This is a genomic window from Streptomonospora sediminis, from assembly GCF_054778995.1.
The window spans coordinates 78,956-98,495 of sequence record NZ_BAAGYZ010000114.1; the positions used below are offsets into that span (position 1 = coordinate 78,956).

Annotated in this window: 15 protein-coding genes; 7 read left to right on the plus strand and 8 right to left on the minus strand. The window is 71.9% G+C overall.

Annotated features, from left to right (window positions below; translation table 11 throughout):
- The first annotated feature begins 15 nt into the window (after window positions 1–15).
- Complete coding sequence (locus ACYVD5_RS22440) at window positions 16–2,544, plus strand: M16 family metallopeptidase (RefSeq protein WP_461003098.1); 2,529 nt, start codon at window positions 16–18, stop codon at window positions 2,542–2,544.
- Between the two features lie 205 nt (window positions 2,545–2,749).
- Entirely contained in the window at window positions 2,750–3,550 is an 801-nt protein-coding gene (locus tag ACYVD5_RS22445; RefSeq protein ID WP_461003099.1) for a class I SAM-dependent methyltransferase, read from the plus strand.
- Between the two features lie 123 nt (window positions 3,551–3,673).
- Here ACYVD5_RS22445 and ACYVD5_RS22450 read toward each other — a convergent pair whose 3' ends face one another.
- From ACYVD5_RS22450 to ACYVD5_RS22460, 3 genes are read right to left on the minus strand one after another with little or no spacing between them, the layout of a single operon-like run.
- Window positions 3,674–5,851: a xanthine dehydrogenase family protein molybdopterin-binding subunit gene (locus ACYVD5_RS22450; RefSeq protein WP_461003100.1), complete on the minus strand. Its 2,178-nt coding sequence runs from the start codon at window positions 5,849–5,851 to the stop codon at window positions 3,674–3,676.
- Window positions 5,835–6,809, minus strand: a complete 975-nt coding sequence (locus ACYVD5_RS22455; protein WP_461003101.1) for an FAD binding domain-containing protein — start codon at window positions 6,807–6,809, stop codon at window positions 5,835–5,837. Before ACYVD5_RS22455 ends, ACYVD5_RS22450 begins: the two co-directional genes overlap by 17 nt.
- Window positions 6,796–7,248: a (2Fe-2S)-binding protein gene (locus ACYVD5_RS22460; RefSeq protein ID WP_461003102.1), complete on the minus strand. Its 453-nt coding sequence runs from the start codon at window positions 7,246–7,248 to the stop codon at window positions 6,796–6,798. Before ACYVD5_RS22460 ends, ACYVD5_RS22455 begins: the two co-directional genes overlap by 14 nt.
- A 200-nt stretch (window positions 7,249–7,448) precedes the next feature.
- Here ACYVD5_RS22460 and ACYVD5_RS22465 point away from each other — a divergent pair, with 200 nt between their 5' ends.
- Entirely contained in the window at window positions 7,449–8,066 is a 618-nt protein-coding gene (locus ACYVD5_RS22465) for a TetR/AcrR family transcriptional regulator (protein WP_461003103.1), read from the plus strand.
- 50 nt (window positions 8,067–8,116) lie between these two features.
- On the opposite strand, the gene ACYVD5_RS22470 is transcribed toward ACYVD5_RS22465, so the two are convergent.
- Window positions 8,117–9,019: an oxidoreductase gene (locus tag ACYVD5_RS22470; protein WP_461003104.1), complete on the minus strand. Its 903-nt coding sequence runs from the start codon at window positions 9,017–9,019 to the stop codon at window positions 8,117–8,119.
- Between the two features lie 70 nt (window positions 9,020–9,089).
- On the opposite strand from ACYVD5_RS22470, the gene ACYVD5_RS22475 reads away from it, so the two are divergent.
- Both ACYVD5_RS22475 and ACYVD5_RS22480 read left to right on the plus strand, forming a co-directional pair.
- Window positions 9,090–9,677 carry a TetR/AcrR family transcriptional regulator gene (locus ACYVD5_RS22475; protein ID WP_461003105.1) on the plus strand — a complete coding sequence of 196 codons (588 nt, stop codon included), beginning with the start codon at window positions 9,090–9,092 and terminating at the stop codon, window positions 9,675–9,677.
- Window positions 9,678–9,772: 95 nt separating this feature from the next.
- On the plus strand, window positions 9,773–10,180 hold the full coding sequence (locus tag ACYVD5_RS22480; RefSeq protein WP_461003106.1) for a TraR/DksA family transcriptional regulator: 408 nt from the start codon (window positions 9,773–9,775) through the stop codon (window positions 10,178–10,180).
- 90 nt (window positions 10,181–10,270) lie between these two features.
- Here ACYVD5_RS22480 and ACYVD5_RS22485 read toward each other — a convergent pair whose 3' ends face one another.
- The 4 genes from ACYVD5_RS22485 to ACYVD5_RS22500 form a co-directional block, all read right to left on the minus strand.
- A complete protein-coding gene (locus ACYVD5_RS22485; RefSeq protein ID WP_461003107.1) occupies window positions 10,271–11,587 on the minus strand; it encodes an MFS transporter in 1,317 nt (438 codons plus the stop codon).
- 35 nt (window positions 11,588–11,622) lie between these two features.
- Window positions 11,623–13,665: a hydantoinase/oxoprolinase family protein gene (locus ACYVD5_RS22490; RefSeq protein WP_461003108.1), complete on the minus strand. Its 2,043-nt coding sequence runs from the start codon at window positions 13,663–13,665 to the stop codon at window positions 11,623–11,625.
- On the minus strand, window positions 13,662–15,407 hold the full coding sequence (locus tag ACYVD5_RS22495; protein WP_461003109.1) for a hydantoinase B/oxoprolinase family protein: 1,746 nt from the start codon (window positions 15,405–15,407) through the stop codon (window positions 13,662–13,664). Before ACYVD5_RS22495 ends, ACYVD5_RS22490 begins: the two co-directional genes overlap by 4 nt.
- A 177-nt stretch (window positions 15,408–15,584) precedes the next feature.
- Window positions 15,585–17,237, minus strand: a complete 1,653-nt coding sequence (locus ACYVD5_RS22500; RefSeq protein ID WP_461003110.1) for a PucR family transcriptional regulator — start codon at window positions 17,235–17,237, stop codon at window positions 15,585–15,587.
- Window positions 17,238–17,425: 188 nt separating this feature from the next.
- Between ACYVD5_RS22500 and ACYVD5_RS22505 the strand changes: the two genes are divergently transcribed.
- A complete protein-coding gene (locus ACYVD5_RS22505) occupies window positions 17,426–18,682 on the plus strand; it encodes an NAD(P)/FAD-dependent oxidoreductase (protein ID WP_461003111.1) in 1,257 nt (418 codons plus the stop codon).
- 390 nt (window positions 18,683–19,072) lie between these two features.
- On the plus strand, window positions 19,073–19,489 hold the full coding sequence (locus ACYVD5_RS22510) for a carbonic anhydrase (RefSeq protein WP_461003157.1): 417 nt from the start codon (window positions 19,073–19,075) through the stop codon (window positions 19,487–19,489).
- Window positions 19,490–19,540 lie beyond the last annotated feature (51 nt).

Genomic DNA, 19,540 nt, shown 5'->3' on the forward strand with positions numbered 1-19,540 from the left:
CGTGAAAGGGCACCGATGCCTCCCGAACCGATCCACCGGTACACACTCGCCAACGGGCTGCGGGTCGTGCTCGCTCCGGACCCGCGGACTCCCCGGGTGGGCGTAGCGGTCCACTACGGTGTCGGGTTCCGGTCCGAGGAACCGGGCCATGCCGGATTCGCGCACCTGCTTGAGCATCTGATGTTCCGGGGCAGCCGGAACCTGCCGGACGGCCGTTTCCACGACCACATCGTGCAGAGCTTCGGCGAATCGGGCGGGACCACCCGCCAGGACTACACCGAGTACTTCCAGAAGGTGCCCGCCGGAGCGCTGGAGGCGGCCCTGTTCGCCGAAGCGGACCGTATGCGCGCCCCCTTGTTCACCGCGGAGTCCGTCCGCGACCAACTGCGGGGCATCCGGGAGGAGATCGACGCCGCGATCCACGGCGGCCCGCTCGACGATCTGTCCTGGCCTTCCCTTCCCGCCGCCGTCTACCGGACGTGGGCCAACGCCCACGACGGCTACGGCAGCCCCAAGGACCTGGCCAACGCCACCCCGGACCAGTGCGCCGCCTTCTTCCACCGCCACTACACCCCCGGCAACGCCGTGCTCACGCTGACCGGGGACTTCTCGCGGGGCCGGGCCACCGACCTCGTCGCCCGCCATTTCGGCGGCATCGGGGCCCGTTCGCCCTCACCTCTCAAGGCACCCGGCACCGAACCGGACTGGACCGCCGACCAGTGGCACACCGGGACCCAGCCGGGACTCTCCGGGGCGGCGGTGGCGTTCGCCCACCGGCTCCCCTCCCCCCAGGAGGACCTGGACGGATACCTCGCCCATATGCTCGCTGCCGAACTCCTCGCCGACGGTCCCGTCGAGCTACCGGGAGGGGCGCCCGCCCGCGTGGACTGCTCCTGCGGGTTCTTCGAGCCCCTCGACACCCGCGGCCCGGACACCCTGGTCACCACCGCGCTCGTCCCCGCCGCCGAACACGCGGCCCCGCTCCTGGCGGGGCTGCGGGGCCGCGCGGCCGGTATCGCGCAATCACCCGCCGCCGGCAAGGAGGCGGCGGCCAGGATCGCCGAACGGCACCACCGCGAACACGCCGATCCGATGCGGTTGGCCCGTTCGCTGGGCCGCACCGAGATCCTGCTCGGTGACGCCGCGCTGCTCCACCGGATCCCCGAACGGCTGGATGCCGCGGCCGGCCTCCTGCCCGAGACGGCCCGCCGGCTCGGCGGCGCCCGCACCGCCGCGCTGGTCCTCGTCCCCGGGGAGACCCGGGAGCGGCCGACCCGCCTTCCCGCCGAGCCGGAGACCGAGATACCCCGCCGGTCGGCCGCCCGGCTGGGCTCGGACTCCGGCCGATCGCGCACACCCCCGGCCCTCGTACCGCAGACGTCGGACGTGGCGGCCGACATGTTCGATACCGCCGTCGATGGCCGGATGCGCCTCGTGGGCGCCCGCGACACCCGGGTCCCCCTCGTCGAGCTCCGGCTGCGCGTTCCCCTGGGCACGCGGGTGTGGTCCCGGCCCGGCCGGGAGGGGCGGCTCGTCCGCGCCCTGCAGATCCGGCTCGCCGGGCTCGGCGGGCCGACCACCGGTACCTCGCTCGAACTGGACACGGACGGCCAGTGGCTGACAGCGGTGGGAGCGGCACCGCCGGAACGCGTCCGTGACTGGCTCACCCGCCTGGGATCGGTGCTCGCGGGTCCTGCCGGAACATGGAGCGGGCTCCCCCCGGCGCGGCCGCCGCAGTCACCCCACGCCTTCGCTGACGTTGCGATCCGGGCGCTGAGCATGGCCGGAGTCGAGACCACCGATGAGGAACAGGTGGCGGCCCCCGCTCCGGACGGCGCGCTGCTTGTGGCGGTGGGCCCGGTGGATCCGGCGGAGCTGCGCGCCATGGCGGTGGAGTCCTTCCGCGCATGGTGGGCGCTCGCCCCGGACGGGACCGTCGAGCACGAACCGTGGGCACCGGACGGCGAACCACTGATTCTGCCTGGACGGGGCCGGAGCGCCCATCTGACCCTGTGGACGCCCCAGCCCGCGGGGATCCCCTCGGCCGCCTCCCTGCACCTGGCAATCGGGGTACTCGGCGGCCATCCGGCGTCCCGCCTGGTCACGGCCGCCCTGCGGCTGGACGGCAAGGGAGCCATCGTCTACGCGGGATACGACTGGTCCGCGGACCGGTCACGCGTGTTCGTGCGGTCCGCATTACCGCATGAGCGGCTGGAGGCGTCGGTGAACACGATCCGCCGCGAGCTGCGGCGCCTGGCCGAGGATCCGCCGAGCGACGCCGAACTGGCCGGGGTGGTCGACTACTGCACCGCTCAGATTCCGTTCGCCTTCGACTCCCCGAACGCCCTCGCCGACATGCTCGCCGGTGTGGTCGGCGGCCCGTTTGGTGCGCACTGGCTCACCGAAGCGGTCGCCGAGCTCCGCGGCACCAGCGCCGACCAGGTCCGCGAGGCCGCCGGGCTGTTGGGGCGTGCCGATTTCCAAGCGGTGGCGGTCGTCCCGCGGAACCCGGCGCAACCCTCCGGTGAACGGGCGAGCCGGTGACCCGAATGCCGACCGGATCGCGGCCCGGCCCGCCGCGCCGGGCCCGAGCGGGGCCGGCCGGCGGGAACGGCGCCCTGCTGCGCCGAAAGACCGCACGGCCAAAGCACACGACCACAACAACGGAGTCCATCGGACCGTTCCGCACATCGACGTACGCCATCTGCCCCTGAAGTGAGAAACGGAATTTATGCCGAACTTTTTTGGTATGGCGGAGGTTGTCCACGGCCTGGACATCCCCGGAACCCGGGTCACCACCATGTACGAAGGGTTCCACGGCACGATCTACGGCAACTTCGTGGATAAGAACGCCGTCGACATCAATGTGGTGCAGAAGTGGGCCGGTGACCGGCCCGCGCGGATCCTGGATCTGTGCTGCGGTCTAGGCCGTTTCGCGCGGAACCTGGCAGCCGCGGGGCACTCCGTCACCGCTGTCGACCTTTCCGAGGACATGATCGCACGTGCCCGCGAACTCTGGAACGGCCAGGCCGAGCGGTCTCCGGGCAGTGTCGAGTTCGTGACCGGCGATGTCACTTCCCTGGACCTTGCGGAGAAATTCGACGCGGTCGTGGTCGGCGGCCTCTCCTTGAGCACGTTCGACGACGACGGCAGGGCGGCCGCCCTCCGCACGAGCCGCCGCCACCTGGCGGACGGCGGAACCCTGCTGCGCGACTACATGCCCAGGCCCGGTTGGGAAGGCATCAAGGAGAACCACATCCCCTTCTCGTTCCCCAGTGACCAAGGAAAGGCGTTCACGGTGATGTCCGTGCGCCAGGCGCCTGCCGAGGGCCGCCAGATCAGCAACATGTACTCCGAGATCATCGGCGAGGACGGTTCCACCCGGCGCATCCTCTCAGCGGAGACCGTCGCCTATCTGGACCCGCCGGTCGTCGCGGCGGAAACCCGAAACGCGGGTTTCCGAATCGACGAGGAAATGGAGATCAAACTGCCGGCGGGCCCGGACGACACGTTCCTGCGTTTCGTCATGATGCGTTGCACGGCCGGCTGACCGCCGGCTGACCGGCCGCGGCGGGAAATCCGGCCGGTCCGGTCCGACCGGGGGGCCGGTCGGCAGCCGCCGGCGGCCCGGGGGGACGGTGCCGCCCCGGGCGCCGGCCGGTGCCGGCTCGCGTTACTGCTCCAGCAGGTCCTCGACCGTGATGGGGGTGTGGCGGACCCGGATGCCGGTGGCGTTGCGGACGGCGTTGGCGACCGCCGCCGCCATGCCGACGACACCGATCTCGCCCACGCCGCGCGCTCCGACAGGATTGTGCAGGGTGTCGGCGTACTGCACGAACGTGACGTCGACCTCGGGGATGTCGGCGTTCACCGGGATCAGGTAGTTGGCGAAGTCGCCGTTGGCCAGGCGGCCGTTCTCCTCGATCTCCAGGCCCTCGTGCAGCGCCGCCGACACGCCCCAGATCATGCCGCCCATGATCTGGCTGCGGGCGGCCTGCTCGTTGATGATCCGGCCGGCGTCGAACACGCCCAGCATGCGTGACACCCGGACCTCGCGCGTCCACTGGTGCACCCGCACCTCGCAGAACTGGGCTCCGAACGAGCTGAAGGAGTGCTTGGTCATCTCCTCGCCCGGGGCCGAGGACCCGGTCGCGGCGATGGACCGGCGGCCCGCCGCCCGCAGCACCTCGCCGAAGGTCAGGCTCCTGCCGTCGGCGGCCAGCACGCGGCCGTCGGCGTAGGAGACCTCCGCGCCCGCGAACGGAGCCCCGGGGGCGGCCGCCAGCGCGAGCAGCTCCTCGATGACCGCCGGAGCCGCGGCCATGATGGCCGAGCCGGCGCTCGCCGTGGCGGTCGAACCGCCGGACATCCCACCGGCGGGCAGTGCCGAGTCGCCCAGCCGCGGTGTGACCCGCTCGGGAGGGATGTCGAGGGAGTCGGCGCCCACCAGCGACAGGACGGTCAGCAGACCGGTGCCCGGGTCGGCGCCGCTGGTAGCGACCTCGGCCGTTTCGTCGTCGTGCAGCGTGACCCGCACGGATGCGGGGAACCGGAGGGCCGGGAACATCGCGGTGGCCGTGCCCATGCCCACGAGCCAGTCGCCGTCCACCCGGCCGTGCGGGCTGCGCTCCGCCCAGCCGAACTGCGCCGCGCCCATGCTGAAGCATTCCTCAAGGTGCTTGCTCGACCACTGGAGATCCTTGCCGGGCGGTGCGGCCGAGCTGTTGCGCCGACGCAGCTCGATCGGGTCCATGTCCAGCGCGACCGCCAGTTCGTCGAGCGCGCTCTCCAAGGCGAACGAGCCGGGTGCCTCGCCGGGTGCGCGCATGAACGTCGTGAGCGGGACGTGCAACGGCACCATCTTCTGGCTGATGGCCAGGTTCGGGGTGGCGTACCACTCCCGCGAGGTGCCGTGCGAGGTCGGTTCGATGAACGAACGGCTGATCGGCGTACTGGAGGTCGAGTCGTGGCTCAGCGCGGTGAGCGTGCCGTCTTCGTTTGCACCGAGGCGAAGCCGCTGCACCGTTGCCGGGCGGGTGGCGGTTGCGGTGAAGACCTGCTCGCGGGTGAGCGCGGCCTTGACGGGGCGGCCGAGCTCGCGGGCGGCCGCCGCGGCCAGAAACGCCGGCGCCGAGGTGTGGCCCTTGCCGCCGAACGCCCCGCCAACGAAGGGGTTCAGGGCCTGGACCGCGGTAGGCTCCACACCCAGGGCCTGGGCCAGCGCCGCCGCCTGGAGGTCGGATCCTTGGTTGCCGCTGTAGACGGTGAGCCTGCCGGACTCCCACACCGCGACCGCGGAGTGCGGCTCCATCGGGGCATGGTTCTGCGTCGGGGTGCTGTAGGTCCCCTCGACAGTCACCGGGCTCGCCGCCAAAGCGTCCTCGATGGATCCGACATCGGGGGCGAGCAGCGCGATCGACGGCGGCGAACCGTCCATGGCCGGCGGCGCATCCTCTGCCGTTGCGAGGCCCTGCTGCAGCGAGGTCGACGCCGGCTGCGCGCGGTAGGAGACCTGGACCTGCATCGCCGCGTCGCGCGCCTGCTCGTAGGTCTCGGCTACGACAAAGCCGATCGGCTGGCCGTAGTAGGCGACCTCCGTGTTCTGCAACGGTACCCAGGTGGAACCCAAGGCCGGGTGCAGGGGCGTGTGCAGCTCCAGCGGCTCCAACGGGGTGTACACGCCGAGGACCCCCGGCGCGCCGCGTGCCGCCGCGGTGTCCATGTCCGCGATCTCGCCGTTTGCGACCGTGCTGAGCACGACGTATCCGAAGACCATGCCGGGGATGTTGTTGTCCGCCCCGTACTTGGCCCCACCTGTGACCTTCAGTGCGCCGTCATACCGCTTGACCATCACTGTCCCCTTCCGCCGCTTCTAGCAGTGCGCGGACGACCGTCCGCCGGAGCAACGGCAGCTTGAAGCCGTTCTGCGACAGCGGCCGCGCGCCCTCGGCCGCCACCGCCGCCGCGTCCTCGAAGGACGCCTGGGTCGCGGGCGCACCGCGCAGGGCCTCCTCGACCGCGGGCAACCGCCACGGCACGGTTGCCACACCGCCGGCCGCCACCCGGGCGCCGACGACACGCGAGTCTTCGATGTCGAGGGCGACCGCCGCGGAGCAGAGCGCGAACTCGTAGGACTGGCGGTCGCGCACCTTGACGTAGGTGGAGCGCGTGTCCGGACCCAGGCGCGGGACCAGGACCTCGCTGATCAGCTCACCGGGGCGCAGGTCGGACTCCACGTCCGGTGTTTCGCCGGGCGTGCGGTAGAAGTCGGCGAGCGCGACGGTGCGTTCCCCCTCGGCGCCGACCAGCCGGACCTGCGCGTCGAGTGCCACGAGCGCCACGGCCAGGTCGCTGGCGTGGGTGGCGACGCAGGAGTCGCTCGTGCCCAGCACCGCGTGCATGCGGTTGGCGCCCGAGATGGCCGAGCAGCCGCTGCCGGGGTCGCGGCGGTTGCACGGTGTGGCGACGTCCCGGTAGTAGCCGCACCGGGTGCGCTGCATCAGGTTCCCCCCGATGCTGGCCATGTTCCGCAGCTGCTGGGAGGCGCTCTGCAGCAGGGCGCGCGTGATCACCGGGTAGACGCCGGGATGGGCGGCGACGTCGCTCATCCGTTCCAGGGCGCCGATCCGCAGTCCGTCGGTGGTGTCGATGCCGTGCAACGGCAGCGCGTTGATGTCCGTGACCTGCTGCGGGGTCAGGACGTCGAGTTTCATCAGGTCGACGAGGGTGGTCCCGCCCGCAAGGAAGGTGCCGGGCGAGGCCAGGGCGGCGTCGAGGGTCTGGGGGGCTGTGAGCTCAAAGGGACGCATCGGCCTGCCTCGCCTGTTCGATCGCAGCGACAATGTTGGGGTAGGCGGCGCAGCGGCAGAGGTTGCCGGACATGAACTCCCGGACATCGGCCACGTCCTGCTCGACCGCTGCGACGGCCGACATGACCTGGCCGGATGTGCAGAATCCGCACTGCATGGCGTCCTGGTCGACGAACGCCTGCTGGACGGGGTGCAGTTCGTCGCCTTCAGCCAGGCCCTCCACGGTGGTCACCGGCTGCCGCACGGTGGCCGCCAGGGTCAGGCAGGCGAGCACCGGCCTGCCGCCGACGTGTACGGTGCACGCACCGCACTGGCCGCGGTCGCAGCCCTTCTTCGGACCGGTGACGTCGAGGCGCTCGCGCAACGCATCCAGAAGGGTGACGCCCGGATCGGCACTCAGGCGGTGGGGTTTGCCGTTGATCTCAAGTGCAATGTCCACTGGTTCTCTTTCCCGTGGCCCTGGACCGAGGGGTTTCCCGGCGGGGCCGGTTCGGTAATGGGTCGAGTGTGTGGCGTTGCACGGACGCTAGCGGATTATTATCCGCTTCGCAAAGATGCCATCCCCGGGGCACTCCGGCCCAGGTCCGACCGCCTCCCCTAGCATTGGCGGTTTAGGACGCAAGACCGAGGGAGAGGGCGATGACGACAGGACCGGTCAGCCACCGCCGGGCGGACACCAGGCGCAACCACGACCGCATCCTCGCCGTCGCAGCAGAGTCGGTCACCGGCGGCGAACTCTCGTTCAACGCCATCGCAAAGGCGGCCGGCGTGGGCGTCGGCACGGTGTACCGCCACTTCCCCACCCAAGAGGCGCTCGTCCTCGCCGTCTACGAGCGCGAGGTGCGCCACCTGGCCGAGGTGGTCCCGCACCTCCTGGAGTCCCACTCTCCCGATCAGGCATTCCGCATCTGGGCCACCGACCACCTGGCGCGCTACATGATGACCAAACGCGGGCTGGCCACTGCGCTGGCGGCCGCCGGCACCGCGGCCGAGGGTGTGACCGCGAACGCCTATCACACGATGCTCGGTGCGGCCTCGGCACTGGTCGCGGCCAATATCCGGACCGGCACCGTCCGCACCGACGTGACTCCCGAGACGGTCATCCGGGGGCTGGGCGGCCTGTTCTTCCTCGACCCCAACGACGACTGGTACCGCAATGCCGCCGATCTCACCGACCTGGTCTGGCGGGGCATGGCCACCGAACCGCCCCCCGAGCCCGGACCACGCTCGCTGAGGCGCCGAACGGCGGAGCGCTGAGTGGCGGCGGGCTCCGGGGGCGGCCCGCATCCGGCCGCACCCGGTGGCGGTCAGGGCGCGACTGGGCCGGCCGGGAGTGGGAAGCGGGCTCCGGTCAGGCGTTCGGAGGCCTCCCAGAGCCGTCCGGCGACCTCCGGGTCGGTCGCAGCGGCGGATAGCTCGGTCCGCGCGGCCGGTCCGCGGACGCCGCCGAAGCGGCTCGGGCCGGCGAAGCCGCCAGCGGGGACGTCGCCGACTGCGGCCAGCAAGGTCGGGAGCGCGCCGCCTTCAGGCCCGTGCGCGAGCAGAGGTGTGCCCGCCGCCATCAAGGCGTCGAAGAACCGGTTGCCGCTCGTGATCCGGAACCCTGTGGCCGCCCAACCGGGGTGCGCGGAAGTGGCGATCGCTTCCGAACCGACCGAACTCAGGCGGCGTTGCAGTTCCGTGGTGAACAGCAGGTTCGCCAGCTTGGACTGCCCGTAAGCACCGAACGGGCTGTAGGCCCGCCGTTCCCACTGCATGTCGTCGAAGTCGATGTGCGCGGAGCGGTATGCGGTCGATGAGACGGTCACCACGCGATCGGTGATCCGGTCCAGCAGCAGGTTGGTCAGCGCGAAGTGTCCGAGATGGTTGGCCCCGAACTGGAGTTCGAAGCCGTCCTCGGTATGCCGCAGTGCGTCGGTCATCGTGCCGGCGTTGTTGATCAGGACATCCACCGCGCCGTCAAGGCCGGCGGCAAAGTCCCGGACCGATGCCAGCGAGGCGAGGTCCAGCGGACGGACCTCGACATCGCCGCTCATGGCGGCGGCCGCGGCGCGCCCCTTCTCTTGGTCTCTGACGGCCAGGACGAGCCGCGCTCCCTTGGCGGCCAATGCGGACGCTGCGGCGCGGCCGATCCCGCTGTTGGCGCCGGTGATGACGATGGTGCGGCCGGTCTGGTCAGGCAGCTGCGAAGGCGAGGCAAGTGTGAACATGCGAGCAATGTATCCAGTGGAAACTATGTAGTCAATGACTACTTCGAGGTTCTGTTGATAGCCTGGGTTTATGGCCCGCCCCTACCACCACGGCAACCTGCGTCAGGCAGTGTTGGATCACGCTGTGACAATGCTCCGCCACAGGGGCGCCTCCGAGTTGTCGCTGCGCGAGCTCGCAGGCGAGATCGGTGTCACCCACGCGGCGCCGCGGCGGCACTTCCCCAGCCGGCAGGCGCTGCTCGACGCGCTGGCTGTCGAAGGCTTCACCCGGCTCGGCGCGCGGCTGCGGGAGGCCGTGGCTGCGGCGCCGGAGTATCGCGAGCAGGTCCGCGCGGTCGCCGCCGCCTACATCGACTTCACCGTCTCCGACTCGAACCTGGCCGAGGTGATGTTCTCCCACAAGCACGGGCCGGAGGGGCAAACGGTCGCCGAGAGCGCCCACGCCGCGTTCGAGCCGATGCTTGCGATGTTCCGCCGCGGTCAGGCCGAGGGCCTGCTGCCGGCGCAGGACCCCGAACAGACCGGACTGGTCTTCCTCGCCACGCTCCAGGGCATAGCCGGCCTCGCCAACTGCGGGGTCGTCCCCCTCGGGCAACTCGATGACCTGATCGACACCGCCACGGCGCAGTTCCCGCACATGGCGCCCGCATCGACCTGAGCGCCTCCCCCGGCCGGCCGTGACCACCGCCGCCTTGGACCCGGCTCCGCCGACCGCGAAATAGCCGCCGCGCGGATCGCGTTGTGGCCTGCACCATGGACGAAGCAGCGGATCCTCCCGAATCCCCCGGAACCGAGCACCGCGCGGCCGCGGAACGGATTCGGCAGGCCAGAGCCGAGGCGGCGGAACTGGCCGAATCCCTGCTGCGGCAGTGGGACGGGGTCGTCGAGGCGGCGGCGTTGACGGCCAACGACGACGAGCACGATCCCGAGGGGCCCACCATCGCCTACGAGCGCGAACGGCTCCAGGCGATGCGCGAACACGTGCGCGGCGAGCTCGCCGCGCTCGACCGGGCCGCGCAGCGGCTGCGCGAGGGCGTGTACTGGACATGCGAGGGCTGCGGCGGTCCGATCCCCGCGGCCCGCCTCAGCGCGCGCCCCACGGCCCGCACGTGCATCGGCTGCGCGTCCCCGGGCGCCGCGCCGACCCGCTACCGGCCGTGACCGCAGCAGGCAAGGGGTTGCGTCCGAGCCGCAAGCCCCCTGCCCCGTGCCGCCGTTCCGCCGTGTTCAGCGGCGCGGCGGCCCGGCGGCTCAGCGCTCGCCGGGTGGCTCGGGGCGGCCGGTGGCCGTTGCCGGGGACCGGTCGGCCGGCCCGTCCCCCGTTGCGGATTCGTGTTTGTCGCCGTCGATGCTGTCGACGTCCATCCCGCGGGTCTCGGGGAACACCCACGCCCACAGACCCGCGAGCAGGTAGATCCCGGTCGCGATAAGGAAGACCGTGGTGAACCCGGTGGCCGGGATGATGGCCGCCGCCAGGATCGGCGGCAGTGAGGATGTGCCGCGGGCGAACTGGATCGCCGTGGATACGCCCGTGGAACGGGTTTCGGTCGGGAACATCTCGCTGAACAGCGAACCGAAGACGGTGGGACCGTTGGAGCCGAAGTACATGACGAAGAACGGCACCAGGATCCACACGCTCAGCAGCATCTCCGTGCCGAGCAGGTACACCGCGAACCCGCCTGCCGCGGCCAGGACCATCAGGCCGAAAAGCGTCGGCCGGCGCCCGAACCGGTCGGTGGCCCACGAGCCGGCGACACAGCCGACGAAACCCGCGAACGCGGTGAAGAACACCCACCACGACGCGTTGGCCATGCTGAATCCGTTGTCGACCAGGTACTGCGGGAGCAGCGTCGCCACTCCGTAGTAAGCCCAGAAGTACAGGGTGGCGGCCACGAAGCACTTGGCGAACGGCACCAGGAAACTGCGCCGCCCGTAGGCGGCCGGCCGGTTGCGGCTACGCTGGGATGTCTTCTGCCAGGCAGCGGACTCCGGCGTGTGCCGGCGCAGCCAGAACGCCACCAGCACCGGCAGCCCGGAGACCACGAACGTCCACCGCCAGCCGATCAGCGGCAGCAGGTAGCCGCCCACCACTGCGGCCGCCATGATCGACCAGAACGCCGCGCCGTAGAACAGCCCGCTCCACCAGCCGCGGCGGTGCCGGTCGAGGACCTCGGCCACCAGCGACTGGCCGACCCCGTATTCACCGCCGAGCCCCAGCCCCGCGACGGCGGTGAGCACCAGCAGAACGGGGTAGTTCGGGGCGATCCCGCGGGCGAACGTCGCCAGCGTGAACAGCAGGATCGTCAAGATCAGGATGCGGCGCCGCCCCCAGCGGTCGGCGGCGACGCCGAACACGACACCGCCGACCGCCATGAATGCCAGCGACACCGAGACGAGCGCCGCGCCCTGTCCTGCGCTGAGTCCGAATTCCCGGCTGATGGGGATCAGCAGGAACGTCAGCAGGAAGACCTCGTAGTAGTCGAACAGCCAGCCGATGAAGGCGCTGATGAAGGCGCTGCGTTGTGTCTTTGTCAGCCGGTAGGAGCCGGAACCCGCACTCGTTGCCATGGTGTCTTCTCCTGAAATCGGGGGGTGCCGAGCGGTCAGCCGCCGCGGGACATGGTGAGGATCCCGCCGGCCCCGGGGCGGGCGGTCCAACCGGTGCGGATGAGCACGGTGGAGTCCTCCTGGACGAGCACGGCGGGCCCCTCCAGCGGTTCGCGCACCGCCGGCCGCGGCAGCACCGGTACCTCCTCGAACCGGTCGCGTTCGGGCACGTAGATCCGGCGCCGCGCGCTCGCCTGCGCCCCGCCCCGGCCGGCCGCGTTGGGGGTGGTGCGGGTGGCGGTGGCGGTGGCGCGCACTGCGGTGATCTCCACCTCGCCGTCGGGGTCGTGCTGGCCGTACAGCCGCTGGTGGCGCTCGTTGAAGCCCGCCGCGACCAGCTCCGGCAGATCCCCGGAGCGGGTGCCCTCGCCGACCTCCACAGTCAGCTCGTGCGACTGGCCTGCGTAGCGGGCGTCCACGGCGCGCTGCACGGTCACGCCGCCCGGATCGGCGCCGGCTGCGGCGATGTCGTCGAGCGCCTCCTGCCGGACCTCGGCCAGCGCCGCCTCGACCGCCGCGGGGTCCATCCCGGTGAGGGAACAGAAGAACGTGCGCCAGCGGGGGACGCTGAGATCGGCCGCCAACAGCCCGTAGGCCGACAGCACGCCCGGGTGCGGCGGGACGAGGACGTCGGTGATCCCGAGGTCCTCGGCAACGGTGCAGGCGTGCAGCGCACCGGCGCCGCCGGAGGCGATGAGTGCGGCCTGGCGCGGGTCGTGCCCACGCGCCACGGAGACGATCCGCACCGCCGCGGACATCGCAGCGCCGGCGATGCGGTGCACGCCCCACGCGGCCTCGGTCACGCTCATGCCGAGCGGGTCGGCGAAGCGGGTCCGCATCGCCTTCTCGGCCAGGTCGGGGTCGAGGTGCAGCGTGCCGCCGGCGAGCCCGTCGCCGCCGAGGAAGCCCAGCAGCAGGTTGGCATCGGTCACCGTGGGTTCGGTGCCACCGCGGCCGTAGGCGGCCGGGCCCGGGTCGGCGCCGGCGCTGTGCGGGCCGACCCGCGGGGCTCGGGCCTCGTCGACGTAGGCGATACTGCCCCCGCCGGCGCCGATCGTGTGCACGTCCACCATGGGCACGCGCAGCGGGTGGCCGTTGATGCCGCCCTCATCGCTGACCACCGGCCGGCCGTCGGTGATGAGCGTGACGTCGGTGCTGGTCCCGCCCATGTCGAACCCGATCACCCGGGACCGGCCGGCGGCCGTACCGACCGCCGCCGCACCGTTGGCGCCGCCCGCCAGACCGCTGAGCAGGGTGCCCACGGCGCGCTGCTCCACCAGTGGACTGCCGACGATGCCGCCGTGCGACTCCATGATCTGCAGCGGCGCGGCGACGCCCAAGTCGGCCAGGCGGCTGCGGAGGCCGCGCACATAGGAGGCGATCTTGGGCCGGATGTAGGCGTCCATGGCCGTGACCACCAGGCGCTCGAACTCGCGGAACCGCGGGTCGACACGGGAGGACAGGCTGACGTGGACGTGCGGGTGGCGCTCGGCCACCAACTGCTGGACGCGGCGCTCCTGGGCCGGGTCCGTGAACGAGAACAGCAGGCTCACCGCGATCGCCTCGACTCCGTGCCGCTCCACGAGCCGGTCGATCGCCGCGGCGGCGGCGTCCTCGTCCAACGGTTCCACCACGGTGCCGTCGCGGCCCATGCGGCCCGCGACACCGGCCACCCGGCTGCGGGGGCACAGGAAGTCGGGCGTGTCCGGGCCGGTGAACAGGTCGTACATTTCGGTGCGCTTGGCGCGGCCGATGTTGAGAACGTCCTCGAACCCGGCGGTGGTGATGATGCCGATGCGGGCGCCGGCCTGCTCCAGTACCGCGTTGGTGCCCACCGTGGTGCCGTGCACGAGCTGGCCGACCTCCGCGGGCCGGACCCCCGCCCGGTCGAGGGCGGTGCGCAGTCCGTGCACCATGCCTTCGCCCGGGTCCCGGGGGGTCGACGGGGTCTTGACGACCGTGCTCGGCGCACCGTCCTCGGGGCAGACGATGATGTCGGTGAACGTGCCGCCGATATCGACGCCGACAGAGGCCCTCATGCCTGGTCTCCTTTCTGGGTCGCGGCCTCGGCCGCGCCGGTGCGTTCGGCCCGGGTGCGCGCGGTGGCGCCGTGGTCGAGGCGGCCGTCGCCGTCGCAGACCACCCCGTAGAGGCGGCGGGCCTGGTCCGCGCTGACCCGGTGGTCGGCGACGTCGCGCGCGACCTCCTCGGCCGGCCGGTCGAACGGGTCGCCGTACCCGCCTCCGCCGCACAGTCCGATGCGCAGCCGGTCCCCGGCGGCGAGCCGGAGCATCGTCTTCGACGGCAGGGTCTCGTCGGTGCCGTCGGCGCGGTGGATGACCGCGCGGTTGGACACGGCGGGGGCGCCGCCGGCGGCGCCCCAGGGCCGGTGGTCGTGGCGCTCACCGCGGTAGTTCGCTGCGGCGGTGCCTTCGAGCAGCTCGAAGACCTTCTCGGTGCCGCAGCCGCCGCGCCACCGGCCGGCGCCGCCGGAGTCGCGCCAGATCTCCCAGCTCCGCACCCGGATGGGCGACTCCAGTTCGACGGTTTCGGCCGGCACGTTCATGCAGTTGGTCGCGTCGGTCTCGACCGCGTCGACACCGTCCATCCCGGGCCGGGCGCCCATGCCGCCCACGCCGAGTTCGCTGGTGACGTAGAACCGGCCGGTGCCGGGTTCGGTCCCGCTGAAGTTCATCACGAGCAGCTGGCCGCACGACGCCGCCGGGGTGCGGCCGGGCAGCGCCTGCTGGAAGCACCCCAGGAGGGTGTCGCAGATGCGGCGGACGGTGGCCGTGCGGGAGTTGACCGGCGCGGGCTCGGCCGGGTTGACCAGGCTGCCCTCCGGCAGGGTGATGGTGAGCGGGCGGTAGCACCCGCTGTTGTTGGGGATGTCCGAACCGGTCACGGCCCGCAGCACGTAGTACACCGCCGAGATCGACGAGGCGGGCACGCAGTTGAACGGCCCGCGCACCTGCGCCGATGTGCCGGTGAAGTCGACGTGCATCCCGGTGCCGGCGATGGTGACGGCGGCCGTGATGGGGATGGCCTGCCCGACGTCCACCCCGTCGTCGTCCATGTGGTCGGTGAAGGCGTACCGGCCGTCGGGGATCGCCTCGATACGGGCGCGGGTGAGGGATTCCGACTGGTCCAGCAGGGCGCGCATGGCCGTGTCCAGCTCGGCGGCGCCGATCTCGTCGGCCAGCTCGCCGACGCGCGCTGCCCCGAGGGAGCAGGCGGCGAGCTGGGCTCGCAGGTCGCCCAGTACCACGGTGGGGGTGCGCACGTTCGCACGCAGGATGTCGAACACCTGCGAGACCGGTTCGCCCGCGTCGAGCAGCTTCATCGGGGGCAGCCGCAACCCCTCCTGGTACACGTCGGTGGCGTTGGGCGGCAGGCTGCCCGGCACCATGCCGCCCATTTCCTGGTGGTGCGACATCGTGGCGGCCAGCGCGATCACCCGCCCGTTGTGGAACCGCGGCTGCACCACGGCGATGTCGGGCAGGTGGGTGCCGCCGGCGTAGGGGTCGTTGAGGATGTAGACGTCGCCGTCGGACATCTCCGCGACCGGCCAGCGCTCGATGACCGTTTGCACGGCCGGGATCATGCACCCCAGGTGGATGGGGATCGCCGCGGCTTGGGCGATGTTGTTGCCCCGCAGGTCGAAAATCGCCGCTGAGGCGTCCAGCCCTTCCTTGACGATCGACGAGTAGGCCGTCCTCAGCAGCGCTGTCTCCATCTCGTCGGCGATCGCGGAAAGCCGGTACCGCACGACTTCTTGCATGACAGGGTCCACACGGGCCTCCCGAGGGTCGTTGGCAAACCGGCGCCGTCTCACGTGTCCTGGCCACTGAGCATCGTGGGCGGCGCGAACTGAGACAATTGGCGGAGTGGGCAACCGTTGCGCAGGACCGCTGCACAGTCTGTGCAGCGTCCGTGCTGTGCTGCCGGGGCGGGCGCGCTAACGGGTGCGGCGGGCACGCGCGGTGCGGGCGTCCTGGAAGTGCAGCCCGCGCAGCGCGATGTGCAGCCGAAGGCGGGTACCGGCGTCGTCGAGCGAGCCGTTGACCAGGCGTTCGATACGTTCCAGCCGGTAGTACAGCGAGCGGCGTTCGATGCCCAGTTGCCGTGCAACGGGCGACTTCGCGCCGTTGGACTCCAAGAACGCATCCAGTGTGGGCAGCAGCGGTGTGCCGGCTTTGGCGTCGTGGTCGAGCAGGGGGCCCAGTTCGCGTTCGACGTGGCGGGCGAGCAGCGGCCCGCGGTCCAACTCCAGCAGCAGGCGGTCGATCCCCAGGTCGCCGGAACGCACGATGCCGCGTCCGCGCCCCTGGCGGACGGCGTAGCGCACCGCCTCCTCCGCTTCGGCAAAGGCCCGGGGCAGCTGGGCGAGATCGGCGGGGTCGCTGAGCCCGGCGACCACTTGGACACGTTCGCGGCGGGTGGCGCACTCTTGCACCACTTCGGCGCAGCGGTCCCCGAGGTCGTGGAGTGTGCCCGCGGCCTGCGGCACGATCGCCACGACCTGGCCGCCGTCGTAGCCGACCAGCGGGGCGCCGTCCGCCCCGAGGCGGGTGCCGGCCAGCGACGACACCACGCGCAGCCGCCGGTTCAGGAAGCGGCCGGCGCCGTCGTCGGTGCCGGGCACGTCGAGCGGCCGCAGCACCACCACGCGCATCTCACCGGAGAGGTCGGCGCCGAAGGCGCTCGCCCGCCGGCGGATCTGGGTGGCGTCGGGATAATGGGCCCGGAGCGCGTCCTGCACCACCGCGCTGCGCGCGTCCTCGTGCAGCCGTTCGTGGTCGCGGGCGTTCGCGAACGACATCCCGATGGCGGCTGCGGCCCGGTCGACGGCGAGCATCCCCACCTCGTCGCAGGTCCGCTGCAGCTCCAGCACGTGGATGCGGCCCCAGGTCTCGCCGCGCACGACGATGGGCACCCACACGCAGGGCTCCGCCGGTTCGCTCGTGCGGGTGGGCGATGCGTCGTTGCCGGGCTCGTGGCCGATGCGGACGTGACCGTTCCAGTCGCGCAGCCGCTCGCCCACTTCGGGGGTCTGCGGCGCGTACTCCATGATCTGGTGGCCTTCGTCCTCCAGCACCACCGGGTTGCCGACGATGCGCGAAAGCTCCACCACGATCTGGCCGAGCGTGGCGCCGCGCAGGATCAGCCCGGAAAACTCCCGGCTGATCGTCTCGACCTGGCGCATCATGCCGTAGTGCGCGTTGACGATCGTCGAGTGAACCGCCTGGGTCATGTCCATGAAGTAGGCGGGGTGGTGCAGCTCGATCAGCGGCAGCCCGGCCTGCTGAGCGGCTCGCACCAGGGCGCGGGGCAGCTCCGCGAACGCCACACCGGTCTCGACGGCGGCACCGGCGACGTCGCTTTTGGCCAACTCGGCCACCCACTGGCGCTGGGCTTCGGGCCCGGACCCGATTCCGCGGCCCTGGGTGAGGAGCAGCTCGCCCCCGGTGAACAGGCGCCCGGGGTTGGGCATCTCCGAGATGTGCACCCACCGCACGGTGCGGTCGAGTGCGTGCTCGCCCGCAACGGCCCGCGCGCTCGACCTGCGGAACGGCTCGAAGTCGAGGATCTCCGACAGCGTTAGTGCCATCGCAACAGGATTGCACGGTAAGTGCATGAAACGGCGTCCGGGCTGCACGGACTGGCCATTGCCGCGGCTGCCGTGCCCGGCCAGGATCAATGGCGTCGACCCGCGGACGGGGTCGGAGCCGGCGAGGCGGAGCAATGAGACCGGGAGTACCGCGACACATGGTTGCCGATTCGGATACGAGCACGGACGTGGCCATCATCGGAGGCGGCATCATGGGCGCCGGCTCCGCCTACGAGCTCAGCCGGCGGGGTGTCGCCGTCACCTTGGTCGAGCAGGACACCGGCGGCGTCGGTACGCAGCAGTCCGGCCGCAACTGGGGTTTCATCCGCCAACAGGGCCGCAGCCGGGCGGAGCTGCCGCTCATGCGCGCCGCCAACAAGCGGTGGCAGAAGCTGGAGGCCGAACTCGGCGCGTCCTTCGGGTGGACCCAGGGCGGGAACCTGGCGCTGGCCCGCACGGCCGCGGAGGCGCGGCAGTACCTGGCCTGGGTGCCGATCGGCCGGCGCCACGGGGTCGACACCCGGCTCGTGGATACCGAGGAGGTCCGCCGGATCGTGCCCGAGCTGGACATGCCGTTCAGCGCGGCGATCTACGCGGCGAGCGACGGGCACGCCGACCCGCGCATGGTGACCGCCGCCTATGCCGCCGCGGCCCGCCGCAACGGGGCGCGGGTCCTCACCGGGCAGACCGTGCGCCGGATCGAACGCGTCGGCGACACCGTCGTCGGGGTGCGTACCGACACCGGCCTGCTGCACGCGGACACGGTGGTGTGCGCGGCCGGGTCGGGCGCCCGGGAGCTGCTGCGCACCGCTGGGGTGTCGCTGCCGCAGAGCACGGTGCGCGGCACGGTGGCGGTGACCGCCCCGGTGGGCCCGGTCACCGAAGCCACCGTGTGGGCGCCCGGCCTGGCGTTCCGCCAGGAGGCCGGCGGGCGGATCGTGGTCTCCACGGGCGGTGGCGGCGAGGTCGACCTCACCATCGACACGCTGCGGCAGACTCCGCAGTTCCTGCCCGCCTTCCGCAAGAACCACCGCCGGCTGCGCCCCCGGGTGGGGCGGGAGCTGGTCGCCGACGCCTGGTCCCGGCTGGCCTCGCGCGACCGCGCACCCGCTGAACCGCGGCCCACCGTCTCACGGGTCCACGACAGCATCCGGCGGCTGCGCGCGGCGCTGCCCGGCCTTGCCGGACAGCTGCGGATCGAGCGTGCCTGGGCCGGGTTGATCGACTCCACTCCGGACGCGTTGCCGGTGATCGACCGGTCGCAGACCCCCTCGGGCCTGGTCGTCGCCGCCGGGTTCAGCGGCCACGGGTTCGGCCTGGCCCCGGCGGCCGTGGAGGCGATCGCCGATCTGGTCACCGGCTCGGAGCCGGCGTTCGACCTGTCCGCGTTCCGCACCGCACGGTTCACCGAACCCGGGACGCCGGCCCCCAACGCGATCCTTTAAGCGGGCCGCGGCCGGCCGCTCAACCGGGGGGACCGCCGGAGCGGTGCCCTTGGGCGCGGAGCCGGCTGCGCCCGCTTGGGCGCGCCGGGACGGGATGAATCGTGAACTGGTTATCTCGTGAAATTGCTGGATAGCAGTGGCCGCCATGGTCAACGGGAACCCGGGCGACGCTCCGCACGAGGCCGGCTCTGGTGCCCCGGCGCATCACGGCGACGGCGACGTCTCGACACCGCGCGGGGCGCGCAAGCGACTTCTCAAGGGAAACGCCCGCTGGGTGGACGGCAAGCTGCACCACCCGCACCAGTCGGTGGAACACCGCGAAGAAGCCGCGGACGGGCAGAATCCCTTCGCCGTCGTGCTCATCTGCATTGATTCACGGGTCACGCGGAACTGGTCTTCGACACCGGGATCGGCGACCTGTTCGTCGTACGCACCGCGGCCCAACTCCTCGGCGCGACCGCAACGGCCAGCGTGGAATTCGGCCCCGCCGAACTGGCCACCCCGCTGGTCGTCGTCCTCGGCCATCAGTGCTGCGGAGCGGTCACCGCGGCCGAGGCCGCCATCCGCGAAGATGAGCACCTGCCCGGCCGGCTGCAGCACATCGCCGAGGCACTGCGGCCCGCCTACGAGGAAGCCGCCGAGCACGGCGGCCCCGACCGCGTCGACCGGATGATCCGCATCAACACCCGGGACACCGTGGCCGCGCTCCGCGGCAACCCCCTGCTCGCACCCCGCGTCGAAGAACACAGCCTCGACATCATCGGCGGCTACTACTCGTTGGAAACCGGGCGCGTGACCCTCGACTAGCGGCAGGGCGCCCACCGCATGTCCGCCGCGCCGGCCGCGGGCCGCGCTGCC

Excerpts from the sequence above, each read along its gene's own strand:
- ACYVD5_RS22445 (WP_461003099.1), top strand. The coding sequence starts at position 2,750 with ATGGCGGAGGTTGTCCACGGCCTGGACATCCCCGGAACCCGGGTCACC.
- ACYVD5_RS22465 (WP_461003103.1), top strand. The coding sequence starts at position 7,449 with ATGACGACAGGACCGGTCAGCCACCGCCGGGCGGACACCAGGCGCAAC.
- ACYVD5_RS22450 (WP_461003100.1), bottom strand. The coding sequence starts at position 5,851 with ATGGTCAAGCGGTATGACGGCGCACTGAAGGTCACAGGTGGGGCCAAG.
- ACYVD5_RS22500 (WP_461003110.1), bottom strand. The coding sequence starts at position 17,237 with ATGGCACTAACGCTGTCGGAGATCCTCGACTTCGAGCCGTTCCGCAGG.
- ACYVD5_RS22455 (WP_461003101.1), bottom strand. The coding sequence starts at position 6,809 with ATGCGTCCCTTTGAGCTCACAGCCCCCCAGACCCTCGACGCCGCCCTG.
- ACYVD5_RS22485 (WP_461003107.1), bottom strand. The coding sequence starts at position 11,587 with ATGGCAACGAGTGCGGGTTCCGGCTCCTACCGGCTGACAAAGACACAA.
- ACYVD5_RS22475 (WP_461003105.1), top strand. The coding sequence starts at position 9,090 with ATGGCCCGCCCCTACCACCACGGCAACCTGCGTCAGGCAGTGTTGGAT.
- ACYVD5_RS22490 (WP_461003108.1), bottom strand. The coding sequence starts at position 13,665 with ATGAGGGCCTCTGTCGGCGTCGATATCGGCGGCACGTTCACCGACATC.
- ACYVD5_RS22495 (WP_461003109.1), bottom strand. The coding sequence starts at position 15,407 with ATGCAAGAAGTCGTGCGGTACCGGCTTTCCGCGATCGCCGACGAGATG.
- ACYVD5_RS22440 (WP_461003098.1), top strand. The coding sequence starts at position 16 with ATGCCTCCCGAACCGATCCACCGGTACACACTCGCCAACGGGCTGCGG.
- ACYVD5_RS22480 (WP_461003106.1), top strand. The coding sequence starts at position 9,773 with ATGGACGAAGCAGCGGATCCTCCCGAATCCCCCGGAACCGAGCACCGC.
- ACYVD5_RS22470 (WP_461003104.1), bottom strand. The coding sequence starts at position 9,019 with ATGTTCACACTTGCCTCGCCTTCGCAGCTGCCTGACCAGACCGGCCGC.